Annotated in this window: 11 protein-coding genes; 8 read left to right on the top strand and 3 right to left on the bottom strand. The window is 46.8% G+C overall.

Going from position 1 to position 12,722, the window contains the following annotated elements; all coding sequences use genetic code 11:
* Nucleotides 1-15: 15 nt before the first annotated feature.
* The 5 genes from rpoE to FXV75_RS11955 all read left to right on the top strand — a co-directional run bounded on the left by rpoE (nt 16) and on the right by FXV75_RS11955 (nt 4,189).
* A complete protein-coding gene (rpoE, locus tag FXV75_RS11975; RefSeq protein WP_148833700.1) occupies nt 16-603 on the top strand; it encodes an RNA polymerase sigma factor RpoE in 588 nt (195 codons plus the stop codon).
* Nucleotides 604-605: 2 nt separating this feature from the next.
* Nucleotides 606-1,283 carry an RseA family anti-sigma factor gene (locus tag FXV75_RS11970; RefSeq protein WP_148833699.1) on the top strand — a complete coding sequence of 226 codons (678 nt, stop codon included), beginning with the start codon at nt 606-608 and terminating at the stop codon, nt 1,281-1,283.
* 3 nt (nt 1,284-1,286) lie between these two features.
* Nucleotides 1,287-2,258 (top strand): MucB/RseB C-terminal domain-containing protein, encoded by a 972-nt coding sequence (locus FXV75_RS11965; RefSeq protein ID WP_148833696.1) that lies wholly within the window; start codon nt 1,287-1,289, stop codon nt 2,256-2,258.
* The gene (locus FXV75_RS11960) at nt 2,251-2,718 is read left to right on the top strand and encodes a SoxR reducing system RseC family protein (RefSeq protein WP_148833694.1); all 468 of its coding nucleotides are present in this window, start codon (nt 2,251-2,253) and stop codon (nt 2,716-2,718) included. The genes FXV75_RS11965 and FXV75_RS11960 overlap by 8 nt, the downstream gene beginning before the upstream one ends.
* Nucleotides 2,719-2,779: 61 nt before the next feature.
* Nucleotides 2,780-4,189, top strand: a complete 1,410-nt coding sequence (locus FXV75_RS11955; protein ID WP_148833692.1) for a DegQ family serine endoprotease — start codon at nt 2,780-2,782, stop codon at nt 4,187-4,189.
* A 139-nt stretch (nt 4,190-4,328) separates the two neighbouring features.
* On the opposite strand, the gene argA is transcribed toward FXV75_RS11955, so the two are convergent.
* Both argA and argE read right to left on the bottom strand, forming a co-directional pair.
* On the bottom strand, nt 4,329-5,651 hold the full coding sequence (argA, locus tag FXV75_RS11950; protein WP_148833690.1) for an amino-acid N-acetyltransferase: 1,323 nt from the start codon (nt 5,649-5,651) through the stop codon (nt 4,329-4,331).
* Nucleotides 5,641-6,834: an acetylornithine deacetylase gene (gene argE / locus FXV75_RS11945; protein WP_148833688.1), complete on the bottom strand. Its 1,194-nt coding sequence runs from the start codon at nt 6,832-6,834 to the stop codon at nt 5,641-5,643. Before argE ends, argA begins: the two co-directional genes overlap by 11 nt.
* A 129-nt stretch (nt 6,835-6,963) precedes the next feature.
* Between argE and FXV75_RS11940 the strand changes: the two genes are divergently transcribed.
* From FXV75_RS11940 to FXV75_RS11930, 3 genes are all read left to right on the top strand, one after another.
* Nucleotides 6,964-7,911: a CYTH domain-containing protein gene (locus FXV75_RS11940; protein ID WP_148833687.1), complete on the top strand. Its 948-nt coding sequence runs from the start codon at nt 6,964-6,966 to the stop codon at nt 7,909-7,911.
* A gap of 61 nt (nt 7,912-7,972) precedes the next feature.
* Nucleotides 7,973-10,906, top strand: coding sequence for a bifunctional [glutamate--ammonia ligase]-adenylyl-L-tyrosine phosphorylase/[glutamate--ammonia-ligase] adenylyltransferase (glnE, locus tag FXV75_RS11935; RefSeq protein WP_148833685.1), 2,934 nt, complete (start codon nt 7,973-7,975; stop codon nt 10,904-10,906).
* 132 nt (nt 10,907-11,038) lie between these two features.
* A complete protein-coding gene (locus FXV75_RS11930) occupies nt 11,039-11,248 on the top strand; it encodes a hypothetical protein (RefSeq protein WP_148833683.1) in 210 nt (69 codons plus the stop codon).
* A 102-nt stretch (nt 11,249-11,350) separates the two neighbouring features.
* On the opposite strand, the gene sbmA is transcribed toward FXV75_RS11930, so the two are convergent.
* Entirely contained in the window at nt 11,351-12,619 is a 1,269-nt protein-coding gene (sbmA, locus tag FXV75_RS11925; protein ID WP_148833681.1) for a peptide antibiotic transporter SbmA, read from the bottom strand.
* Nucleotides 12,620-12,722: the final 103 nt, after the last annotated feature.

Below are 12,722 nucleotides of genomic sequence, written 5' to 3'. Positions count from 1 at the left end.
TTATATGAGGTGCCTATGCAGCACGAAACGTCTTCCGATCAGGCGTTGGTTGAGAGGGTTCAACAGGGCGACAAGCGGGCATTTGATCTGCTGGTTGTAAAATATCAATACAAGGTAATCGGTCTCATTGGGCGCTATGTACAAGATCGAAGTGAAGCGTTAGACGTGGCACAAGACAGCTTTATTAAGGCGTATCGTGCGATAGGCAGTTTTCGTGGAGAAAGCGCTTTTTACACTTGGCTGTATCGTATTGCGGTAAACACAGCAAAAAATTACTTAGTAAGCCGTTCTCGTCGTCCGCCAGAATCTGACGTAGAACTGGACAATGAAGATGTATTCAGCGTGTACGAAGCGTTAGCGGACATAGACACGCCAGAGGCAAGGTTAAACAGCGATCGTTTGGAAAAGGCGATCAACTTGGCCATTCAAAATTTGCCTGAAGAGTTGCGCAGTGCGCTGACACTGCGTGAGTTTGATGGGTTGAGTTATGAAGACATTGCACTGATTATGGATTGTCCTGTTGGAACGGTTCGATCCCGAATTTTTCGTGCCCGAGAAGCCGTAGAAAAACACATACGTCCTTTAATGGACGCAGGAGAGTAACCATGGCAAATTTACAGGATCGTTTTACTTTAGACGATCAAATACAAGGTGAGCGCTTTGAACAAGAGGCGTCATGCTTATCTGCGATGTTTGATGGTGAGGCGTGTGAGCAAGATATTGACCACTTGCTGGAACAAGATAGCGAATTGATCGGTCGACAATTAGAGGCTTTCCATTTAATTCAGCAAGCGCTTCACAAAGAACCCGCTGTGTCGGTAGGCTTAGAAGGTAGTTTGCTTGAACGCATCAACGCTAAGTTAGAAACGGATGAAAGTGTAACCGTCTTGATGGGGTCTACATCGCTTCAGAAAACATCGAACAATGTGATGTCTTTTGAGCTGCCCAGCCATATTTTGGCGCAAGAAAAACCTTCTCGCCCACTTTGGCAAACACTGTTTTCAAGCATGGCGGTGGCGGCCAGCGTTGCTTTTGTTGTGGTTATTGTCGGGAATGAGTGGCTCGCGCCAGAAAGAACAAACTCTGCAATGGTTGCAGAGGTGCCATCATCGCCTAACCGCAGTTTGGTTTCACCTTTATCCGAATTGAATAAAGATGTGTTGTTGGTGAACAACCTGAGACTACAGCAGTATCTGCGTCAGCATGCCGAACAGGCTACGATGACCGTCGGGCAAGGTATGATACCGATGGCGCGGCTCGTTAGTTATCCCATTAAAGAGTGATTTATGAAGATATTTTTGCCATTACGTCGCGTTGTGCTGTTGTTTTGTGTTTGTGCCTCGGGTGCCAGTCTGGCAAATATCACCACCTCGCATGCATTGGATCTGCTTCGAAGTATGTCGCAGTCCTTTTCAACGTTAAGTTATGATGGTGTGTTTGTTCACTCTGAAGCATCTAATATAAATAGCATGCGGGTGCGTCATGATTTAATGGCAGGAGTTGAATACGAAAGTTTAGAAGATCTTGACGGTGATAAAGTCGAGATATTGCGCATAGGTGACAAGGTCATTTCTGTCTACCCAAACTCACTGGTTGCCAATATGAGATCACCATTATCGACTCCTTTTAAACGTTTTAGGGACGTTGACGGTGACCGACTGGTAAAAGGCTATGAGATGGTCACTGATTCGCAGGTAAGCCGAATTGCAGGGCGCAATGTTGTGTCTGTTAAATTGATTCCTAAAGATAAATATCGATATGGCCATCACTTCTGGCTTGACGAAAAGAACCATTTTTTACTCAAACATGACATGATCAAAACAGACGGACAGCTGTTAGAAAGAATACAATTCACGTCAGTTAACTTTGACCCTGACTTGAAACAAGGGGATTTCATCCCCAAAAAAGACCGTTATTCAGAGCCAGTATTAGATACCCAGCCGAAGCGCGTTAAAAGCCACTGGCAGTTTGATTGGCTTCCTGAAGGGTTTTCTTTGGTTTGGCCTGAGGCTCGATCTTTAGAGAGTGGTGCAAGTATGTTGCTGTTATCGGATGGCGTTACCACGGTGTCGGTGTTTGTTGAGTCAACTGAGCAGCCCAAAGCCCTGTCTATCTTTAATATGGGCGCGACCATTGCTGGAGAGCGCACGATTAGAGTGGAAGACAAATTGTACTTATTAACGATGGTGGGTGAAGTCCCAGAACCGACCATTGAAAAGCTGATGACGGTATTGATGCCAAGGTCCAACCATGATTGAAGAAACGGGAACCGTGTTATCAACAGAGGATGGCTTTGCTGACGTTGAAACGACCCGTACCAGCAGTTGCACATCGTGTCGTGCACGCCATGGCTGTGGGCACCATGCCATTGCTCAGGTATCGTCCTCAAATCGCATGCGGATGAAGGCGGTTGACACTTTGGCAGTGAATGTGGGTCAGCGTGTTGTGGTGGGGATTCCAGAAGATACTTTGCTGCAAGCGTCGATGTGGATGTATATGATGCCATTGCTGGGTTTGGTGGGTGGCGCCATTTTACCTTCTTTGTGGGGGGGGGAGTCCCTCGTCGCCGTGGTGTTTTCTATTATGGGCTTTACTGGCGGTTTGTTATTAGCCAGAAAAAAATCGAACAATGAGGTGGATAATTTAGACTATTATCCGAAAATTTTAAGAATTGAAACGCCTGAGAGTGGCCAAATACCCTTAGTATTCACGCCTTAGGTTTCTCGCCTGCTTCACCTGGCACTGTAACGCATTTGGTACATCTTAAGGAGACCAACCAATGAACAGATTGCTTAAACGCGCAAGTATCATCGTTGTCAGTACGTTAATGATGACGTCCATGCTTTCTCATGCGGCTTCTCTGCCTGACTTTACCGAGTTAGTAGAGCGAGCTTCCCCCGCCGTGGTTAATATCAGCACAGAGCAAACTGCGACCGCAAAAACAGACAAGAATGGAGGGCAGCAACTCGGGCCCAACAGTGAAGAATTGAACGAATTTTTCAAACACTTTTTTGGTCAACAGCCCTTTAATAAGCAGGCTCCCCAGCAGCAAGTGCCGCGCAGCTCGTTAGGGTCTGGTTTTATTATTTCGGATGATGGTTATGTGTTAACCAATAACCATGTCATTGACCAAGCTGATGTGATTCATGTGCGCCTAAATGACCGACGTGAATATGTGGCTAAGTTGGTTGGCACCGACCCTAGAACCGATTTGGCATTATTAAAAATTGATGCTGAGAATTTACCTATTGTTAATATGGGCGATTCTGACGACCTCAAACCCGGTCAGTGGGTGCTAGCGATTGGCTCTCCTTTTGGCTTTGATTACACTGTCACCGCTGGGATTGTCAGTGCAACGGGTCGAAACCTGCCTTCGGACAATTACGTGCCTTTTATTCAAACAGACGTGGCGATTAATCCGGGTAACTCTGGTGGCCCCTTGTTTAATTTAGAAGGCGAGGTGGTCGGTATTAACTCACAGATTTATACGCGTTCTGGTGGTTTCATGGGGGTGTCCTTTGCTATTCCATCAAAAGTGGCTATGTCTGTTGTCGATCAACTGAAAAGTGACGGCAAAGTATCTCGAGCTTGGTTGGGTGTACTTATTCAAGATGTGAGCAATGAGCTGGCCGAGTCGTTTGGTTTGGATCGTTCAAACGGAGCCTTGATTAGCCGTGTGTTGCCTGACTCTCCTGCGGAAAAAGCCGGTTTGAAATCGGGTGATATTATTTTGTCTTTCAATGGCGATGCGATTGCCCATTCTGGCGAGCTGCCTTATATTGTTGGTCAAATGAAAGCGGGCGACAAGGTAACGGCCAAAGTGTATCGAGACGGAAAAGAGCAAACGATAGCGCTGACGCTAGAGGGCAGACCTAATGATCCTCAGGCATTAGCACAGTCACAACAGGACCAAAATCGACTTGGAATGATCGTAGGGGAATTACCTGATGAAATGGCGAAAAAATTCGAGATCGATAACGGTGTGGTGATTGAGCAAGTACTTGGCGGAACCGCCGCTCGTAATGGTCTTCAGCAAGGCGACGTGATCACCATGCTAAATGGGAAGCGAGTTGAAAACGTAATGGGTTTCAATGACATAGCGAAAGCCATTCCGAACGATCGATCTGTGCCGATGCGTGTTATTCGTCAAGGCTATCCGATGTTTATCCCATTTAAAATCGTGGAATAAAATCGAAAGATAGAAAGAAAGATAGAAAGATAGAAAGATAGAAAGATAGAAAGATAGAAAGATAGAAAGATAGAAAACGAAAGTAAAAAGGCGACCCAGTGAGGTCGCCTTTTTGTTGCTCTTAAAATCGTTTTTTAGATCAAAGGGTTTTAGAAAAAATCTTCGAGTTACGTTGATAGTTATAGAGTGCTTGTTTTTGTGTGGGCAAACTGGCCAAGGTGGTTTCACTAAAGCCACGTTCAACAAACCAATGGGCGGTTCGAGTGGTTAGTAAAAATAACCTAGAAAGATGCTGTGTTTTAGCCGATTGCTCTATCCCTTTTAGCAGTCGTTCACCGCGGTTAGAGCCTCGGTAGTCCGGTGATACGGCTAAGCACGCTAATTCCCCTGCGTACTCTTGTTCAAAAGGATACAAAGCGGCGCAAGCGACAATGGCGCCATCGCGCTCGATGACGATAAAACGGTCAATTTCGTTTTCCAGCAGTTCCCGCGAGCGCCTTACCAAGATGCCTTTTTCTTCCAGTGGGGACAGCAGCGCCATCATACCGCCAACATCATCGATATGCGCAGGGCGTAATTGCTCGTAACTGTCTTCGTCGATCATGGTGCCAGAACCTTCTCGGGTGAAGAGCTCTTGCAGTAAACCACCATTTTCATTGTAAGAAATTAAATGCGCTCTTGGCACGCCTTGTCGTACTGCTTGGACACAAGCCTCCAACGCAGCATGTGTAATGGTGGACAGCGACTTGGCTCGCAAAATCGCGTCGGCGTCCTTGGTCAGTAATTCAGAATAAAGCTCACCCTCCGCGTTAAACACACCTTCGTCTTCCGCGTAGATAATCAGCTTGTCGGCTTTTAACTGAATGGCGGCTTGAGTGGCTACATCTTCACTTTTTAGGTTAAAGACTTCACCTGTAGGGGAAAAGCCAAGATGGGGCAAAAGCACCATGTTGTCGTCTTCAAGCAAACGAAAAATGGCTTCGGTGTCGATACGCCGGACTTCGCCTGTATGGCCATAATCGATGCCATCAACCACGCCCAGCGGTCTTGCGATCACATAATTACCACTGCACACTTTTAATCGCGCACCATCCATAGGCGTGTTCGAAAGCCCCATCGAGAGTTGCGCTTCAAGTTGTACCCTTACCGCCGCGGAGGCCTGAATAATGTCCAGTAGCTGGTCATGCGGTGTAACGCGATAATCGTCTTCCACACGGCTGACGAGGCGTTTACCCGATAATACCCGGCTAATTTGAGGGCGTGCCCCCTGTACCAAAACCAAGCGAATACCCAGTGAGTCCAGCAAGGCAAGATCATGAATAATGCTGGAGAAGTGGCTGCATTCCACCGCCTCTCCTGGAATTAAGATGACAAAAGTTTTTCCCCTATGGGCATTGATATAGGGGGAAGAATGGCGGAACCAATCCACATAGTTAAATTCTTCAGGCACGCTATTCCTCATTTTTGGTTGTAGTCAAGTCGGTTGGTGGGTGCAATGGTAGACAGAAACGTTCAATAAGGCCACGAATCACGGCTTGCATGGGTTTAATTTGATCTAACGCCATAAACTCGTTGGGCTGGTGGGCTTGATCGATCGACCCTGGTCCTAGAATTAACGTTTCCATCCCCATTTGGTTCAAAAAAGGCCCTTCGGTAGCAAATGCAACCGTGCTGGCTTGGCGGTTTGTTAGGCTTTCACAGGCTTTAATGATAGCGGATTCCGTCGATGTATAAAAAGATGGCACATCAGGGAATAAACTGTTCAGTTGGATTTTTGTGCCGGTTTTTTCTTCTATATAAGGCAATCGCTGTGCAATTTCTGCCATCAGGGCTTGATTACTCATGCCGGGGAGCGCGCGCAAATCAAATTCCAGCTCGCAGCGTCCACAAATTCGATTAGGGTTATCGCCGCCATGAAGGCAGCCAAAATTCATCGTGGGGTAATCAATGACAAAGCTGGCATCGCGATATTGCGCTTTAAGCTGTTGGCGAAATACCATCAGTTCACTCATGACATCGTGCATGGCGTCCAGTGCATTGTTGCCCAGTGCGGGATTTGAAGAATGTCCTGACTGTCCGGTGACTTGGATACGCTCCATCATAATGCCTTTGTGGGCATAAATCGGAGTAAGCGAAGTCGGTTCGCCGATGAGAGCGTATCGGGCTTTGAGCGTACCCGCATTTAATAACGCGCGTGCCCCCGACATTGAGCTTTCTTCGTCTGCGGTCGCGAGAATGATCAGAGGCTGTTGCACCGTCGATAATGCCATTTGTGACACCGTATCGAGCACGATAGCGAAAAAGCCTTTCATATCGCAGCTGCCAAGGCCATAGAGTTTGTTGTCTCTTTCTTCTAGTAAGAAAGGATCCGATTGCCAGCGACCTTTGTCATAAGGCACGGTATCCGTATGGCCTGAGAGCACCAAACCGCCGTCTCCCGTTCCCAGAGTGGCAATCAAGTTAAACTTATTGGGCTGGTCTGGTAAAGGCATGACGTTACATTGAAAGCCTTGACGGCTGAGCCAACTTTCTAGTAATTCAATCACGCCTTTATTTGACTGATCCCAGTGCGCTTGACTACAACTAATAGAGGGCGAGGCGATCAGTTGTGACATCATGCTAATAAGTGAAGGAAGTGCGGGCATACTAGAGCTCCTTTAACTCAAGTGATGGCCTAATATTACTACTGTACGCTAGGCATCTGGTACACTTGCGCGCAGTTTATTTTGACTTTGTGAATTGCCCATCGCGAAGAGGGCAGAGGTTTATACAGTATGGCGATTGAGCTTGAACTTAAATTGATGATTCAACCAGAGCATCTTGAGTCTGCGAGTGGTTTCTTGGATGAGATTTGCGCGCTCTCCACCTGTGATGAAATGTCACGCCAGCCGACGTTGTCTTTAATGAATGCCTACTTCGATACATCAGAGGCAACCTTGATGGAAGCTGGCATGGCGTTGCGTATTCGGGCGGTCAATGATCAGTTTATTCAAACGGTTAAAACCCGAGGTAGCAACCGCATCGGCATGCATGCGCGCGGCGAATGGGAATGGATTGTGCCCAATGACCAACTGGATTTATCTTTACTGACGGACGTTCCTTTGCCAGACGCGTTATGCGATACGTCTTGGCGCGATCAGCTTATAGAAGTGTATCGCACCGACTTTGAGCGCCAAGTGTGGAACATTAAAACAGCCACTATTGCGATGGAGGTGGTGTGCGATCAAGGTAGGGTGACCTCACCTTATGGTGAAGATAGGATCTGCGAGTTGGAATTAGAGCTAAAATCAGGCCATGAAATGGGCTTGTATCAGTTCGCCTTGCAGTTAGCCGATCGTGTGCCTGTTCAAGTGAGCGTGGTGTCGAAAGCGCAAAAAGGCGTGCGCTTAAAATACGGCCATATTGAATTTCCGGATAAGCCAAATGCGCCAGCGACCGACCTTGCACTGGCGGGCTATTGGTATGAGGTATGGCTGGTGTATTGGGAAGCCATGCACTTTATGAAAGACGATGTATTGATTCAGCCGGTGCGTCATTCTATGGTGCAGTTACAAGCGTATTTGCCTTCTTATTTAGTGCAAGAATTAACGCAATTAGATGAAACATTCACACAATGCTTAACGGTCGAAGAGCATTTGATACTGAAAAAACTGTCCAGTAATAGGCAAGTGGGCATGACAATGCTGATGATTGGGCAATGGTTGAATGAACAAGTTATTTAATACACGGGCGTAGCCAAGGCCAGCTCACAATTCACAACAAAATCCAGTAAGGAACCGTCTTTTGTTAATACCTCCAGCATTGAATTCAGGTTATGCGCTATTTTGTGAGCAATCTCAGGTTCGTCCTTTATTATTAGAACGCATTCAAGACGCTCGTTTACGCCGCGGTTTAGACGAGCTTTCTATTCAACATATAGCTGTATTAGAGCCTTTATGGCTACTCAGTGACTATTTGCATCAGCAATTTACACGATTTCCTCACTGGTTGGATGAGTTTTTGGTACTGACATCCCTACCAGAAAAACCGTCAAATGAAGCGCTATTGGCAGGAGAAGCATTTTTTTTGAGTGAAGCCAATGCCTGCCCCAAAAGTGCCACAGCGCCGCTGGATGAAGCCGGTTTTACCAAGCGTTTACGCTTATATCGCCAATGGTGGATGGTCCGCCTAATAGGTTTAGACATCCAGCAGCGCTTATCGTTAACGGACTTAACCCATCGCTTGAGTGCGTTGGCTGATGCGTGTGTCAACGCCAGCTTACAATGGTCAGAGCAGCATTATGGTTCTCTATATGGCCAGGCATTGGACAGTGCTGGCCGGCCTCAGTCGATGATGGTCATTGGGATGGGCAAGTTAGGGGGGAAGGAGCTGAACTTATCGTCGGATATTGATTTGATTTTTGCCTTTCGTGAGCATGGCGATACCCAAGGCGGTAAGAAAAGTCTCTCGCATCAAGAATACTTTACCAAGTTAGGTCAAAAGCTGATTCAGCATTTGGACACAGTAACCGCTGACGGTTTTGTGTTTCGAGTGGATATGCGTTTACGGCCTTTTGGTCAGTCGGGCGCCTTGGTGTTAAACATGGATTCGTTGGAGCATTACTACCAAGATCAAGGCCGTGATTGGGAGCGCTACGCGATGATCAAAGCCCGTGTGATGTCGGGCAATGCGTTGGATGTTCAAGCGTTTGAAGCCTTAAGAAAACCGTTTGTGTATCGTAAATATTTGGACTTTGGCGCCATCGGTGCGTTGCGTGATCTTAAGCAAATGATCGCTAAAGAAGTACGCCGTAAAGGCATCGAGCATAATATTAAGCTGGGTGAAGGGGGGATTCGAGAGGTCGAATTTATTGCCCAAGCATTGCAGATATTACACGGTGGTCGTGACCAAGGACTGCAAAAACCAGCCCTGTTAAAAGTGCTGCCTTACCTTGCTCAGCAAGAATATTTGTCATTAATTGAGGTCGATGAGTTGCGTGAGGCGTATTTATTATTGCGTCGAACGGAACATGCTCTGCAAGCCGTTAATGATGAGCAGACCCAGCTTCTGCCAGAAGAAGATACCGCTCGGACGCGCATTGCGTTACTGGTCGGTTTTACGTCTTGGCAAGCACTTGATGCCCGTTTATGGGAAGTTCGTAATAAGGTTCACCGTGCGTTCATTGCGCTCATTGACGATGGCAAAGAAAGTTCTGACGAAGTAAAAAGTCAAGAAGTCTGGCGAGTATTGATAAAGCACCCAGAAGATAACGATACTTTAAGAGAGGCTACAGAAGCCATTGCGTGGCGAGATCAAGACGCTAACGTCCGTCGTATCGCTCAGCTTCTCGCTTCTAAAACGGTGGTGTTCATGCAGCCTATTGGCCACGAAAGACTGGCGGTATTTTTAGCGGCATTGATGGCGAAGTTAGCCGACGAAGCCAAGCCGGATCTTGTGCTAGAGCGCGTATTTCCGATACTTGAAGCCGTATTGCGCCGAACCGCTTATCTCGTGCTGTTGTGTGAAAATCAAACCGCTCTTGTTCACTTGATTCGTTTGTGTCGTGAAAGTGTCTGGTTTACAGAGGCTATTTCGACCACGCCCTCGTTGCTCGATGAGCTGTTAGACGCTAATGCTTTATTTTCGCCGCCCAACAAAGCGATGTTGTCAGAAGAGCTGCAGCAAATATTATTGCGCTTACCTGAAGACGATGAAGAAGCTCAGATGGACGCCATGCGACGCTTTAGACGGTCTATAATTTTGCGTATTGCCGCGTGTGACATCACTGAAATACTGCCGGTGATGAAAGTGAGCGATCACTTAACTTGGTTAGCTGAAGTGCTTTTAGAGCAGGTTTTGCATCAGTCTTGGTATTATTTAACCCAGAAGCATGGTTTCCCTGTTAATGGAGGCGAAGCCGTGTTAGCACCGCAGTTGGCGATTGTCGGTTACGGAAAGTCGGGGGGCTGGGAATTGGGGTATGACTCCGATTTAGATCTGGTGTTCATTCATGATGCGCAGGCCAAGGGGCACACTAATGGCCAGCGCAGCATTGATAACCTGACCTTTTACACGCGTTTAGGTCAGCGCTTGATTCACATGATCACCAGCTTCACGTCTGCAGGGCGTTTGTATGAAGTGGATATGCGTCTGCGACCTTCGGGCAATTCTGGTTTGTTGGTAACAAGCTTGGAGTCGTTTAATGAATATCAGCAAAAGGACGCCTGGGTGTGGGAGCACCAAGCCCTAACGCGTGCCCGAGGTTTGGCGGGCGAGGCGAACTTGCTGTTGAAGTTTGAAGTGTCCCGTAAAACAATTATTGCCTCGGTTCGAGACCGCCATGAACTTAAAGCCGAGGTGATTAAGATGAGAGAGAAAATGCGCGCTCACTTAGACACCGGTGGCAAAGAAAAAGGCTTTGACCTAAAGCAAGGCGTGGGCGGGATTATCGACATTGAGTTTATGGTGCAATATTTTGTGTTGGCATGGTCCCATCAATACCCTGAATTGATGGGTTTTTCAGACAACGTTCGCCAGCTTGAGGCGGCGTCGGCTGTGGGTCTAATAGACACCGAGCAAGCACAGAAAATGATCGATACTTACACCTTGTATCGGTCTTTTGTTCATCGCTTAAACTTGCAGCAACAGAGTCGTTTAGTACAAGGTGAAACTTTAATCGCTAATCAGCATCTAATCAGTCAGTATTGGGATCATTTTGTGAACAATATTGAGGTGTAGTACTTTTTATCTGTCATTAAAAGAGCTCATTACTCGAAAGCGTGTTATACAAATATGGTCGTAAATTGATCAATAGCACGCTATACTGATTGACCTTAAACCGTATTTTATTCACAGCGCATAGGAGGAAATATGCCAAGCATTAACGGTGTGAGTAGTCCTGCGATGGATTACGCCAGCGAAGTTTACAGCGCAAGCCTTGCGAAAAGTGCTCAAGAACAACAAGGCCGCCAAAATTTAGAACTGCTTGCTGAAGCAGCTCAAAACGTCACCCCAGCGGCAAGCAGTGGTTCACACACGACCACGGACAATCTGGGTCAAAACATCAATATTAATGTGTAAATAATCCCCGTGTTATGAATAACGAAAAGCCCCGTAGAACCTGTGTTTACGGGGCTTTTTTGGTCTGTGGGTGTGCGGGTATGTGGCTATTAAGGTCAGAGGTTACACGTTTGTTTGATCTATTGACGCCAGTGGCGAGTTGTCTATGACGGCTTCAAACGCTTTTAAACGTTTGTAAATAGACAGCAGCTCAACAATGGTGGTCCATGAGTTGATTAAGTATTGAAAAGAGTTTTCAACCTGGTTAAAGGCGTTCAAAACGCGCTGCATAACGCCTAATGTGAAGGCACCTGCAATAATGGATGGCGCCAAGACAATTAAAGGGACAAATTGTCCTACGTTTAAGTAGCCGTAACGAACCACGTTAAAATACAAGTAGTTAGCGTAGAGGCGAAAGTAGTTTTTACGTACATTATCAAACAGCTCATTGAGGCTAATCGGGGTGGCTCTGTCGACGTGGTCTTCACCATAGACCAATTCTTTTCGATAGGCCGCTTCAACACGTTGGTTGTTAAACTCCAGACCGGGTAATTTGATCCCTGCCAAAGCCAATAAAACGGTTCCGAAAATAGACCAAATAATTGCCGTAAACACCAAAGCTTGAGGCACCTCGCCGATCAAAGGCAGCTCTTTTACGTAACCAGACAGCCCCCACAAAATAGGTAAAAACGCAATGAGTGTCATCACAGAACGCAATAAGCTGACGCCTAACCCTTCGACTATGGAGGCAAAGCGCATGGTGTCTTCTTGAATACGTTGCGACGCCCCTTCAATATGGCGAACTTGGTCCCATTTAGAGGTGTAATAGCGTGTCATCGCGGTGCGCCAGCGAAAGACATAATGACTGATGAAAAAGTTACTCAATACCGATACCGTAATAGCGACCATGATGATAACGGCGACGGTAGACAACTGGGCGTAATAGTCAGTCAAAAGAATGCTATTTGGCTCGGCTAAGGCTTTTTGAATCAGGTCGTAAAATGTCCCATACCACTCGTTCAGCATCACACTAACTTGTACTTGGAACCAAGTGATAAACACGATCAATGCGGAGCCTACGACAGACCATTTTGCCCATTTTTGACCACCGTAAGCGACCCATACCCCCACAAAAATCAGATAACATACGGCCATATACTGGTAAAGCCAGGCGTTTAATGCGGTGCTTTGAGCGCTTTGAAAAGCCGCTTGAGCGGCCTCATCGGCGCCTTCCATTAACGCGGCTGGGAAGTCGACACCGAAGAGTGAAGCCAGGCTTAAATGGACGCCGATATCTTGCGCGACAAGGTACCAACCTACGACGCAGGCCAGTGACCAGAAAGCAAAGCTGAGAAAAAATAATTTTGGATGAGGAAAGAAGGATTGAAACACAGTGTTGTTTCTCTTTATCGGTTGGTGAAAGAAGAAAGTGGAGCAAAAAATAATAAGCCATTGCAGCTTAAACCAGTCACCTGATAATCACAATCTATGCGCG

The organism is Marinomonas sp. IMCC 4694, assembly GCF_008122525.1.
GTDB lineage: Bacteria > Pseudomonadota > Gammaproteobacteria > Pseudomonadales > Marinomonadaceae > Marinomonas.
This window is presented reverse-complemented; position numbering and strand designations above follow the sequence as displayed.

Bases quoted from the DNA above. Each gene is read 5' to 3' on its own strand.
- rpoE (WP_148833700.1), top strand. From the start codon at position 16: ATGCAGCACGAAACGTCTTCCGATCAGGCGTTGGTTGAGAGGGTTCAA.
- FXV75_RS11970 (WP_148833699.1), top strand. From the start codon at position 606: ATGGCAAATTTACAGGATCGTTTTACTTTAGACGATCAAATACAAGGT.
- FXV75_RS11965 (WP_148833696.1), top strand. From the start codon at position 1,287: ATGAAGATATTTTTGCCATTACGTCGCGTTGTGCTGTTGTTTTGTGTT.
- FXV75_RS11960 (WP_148833694.1), top strand. From the start codon at position 2,251: ATGATTGAAGAAACGGGAACCGTGTTATCAACAGAGGATGGCTTTGCT.
- FXV75_RS11955 (WP_148833692.1), top strand. From the start codon at position 2,780: ATGAACAGATTGCTTAAACGCGCAAGTATCATCGTTGTCAGTACGTTA.
- argA (WP_148833690.1), bottom strand. From the start codon at position 5,651: ATGAGGAATAGCGTGCCTGAAGAATTTAACTATGTGGATTGGTTCCGC.
- argE (WP_148833688.1), bottom strand. From the start codon at position 6,834: ATGCCCGCACTTCCTTCACTTATTAGCATGATGTCACAACTGATCGCC.
- FXV75_RS11940 (WP_148833687.1), top strand. From the start codon at position 6,964: ATGGCGATTGAGCTTGAACTTAAATTGATGATTCAACCAGAGCATCTT.
- FXV75_RS11930 (WP_148833683.1), top strand. From the start codon at position 11,039: ATGCCAAGCATTAACGGTGTGAGTAGTCCTGCGATGGATTACGCCAGC.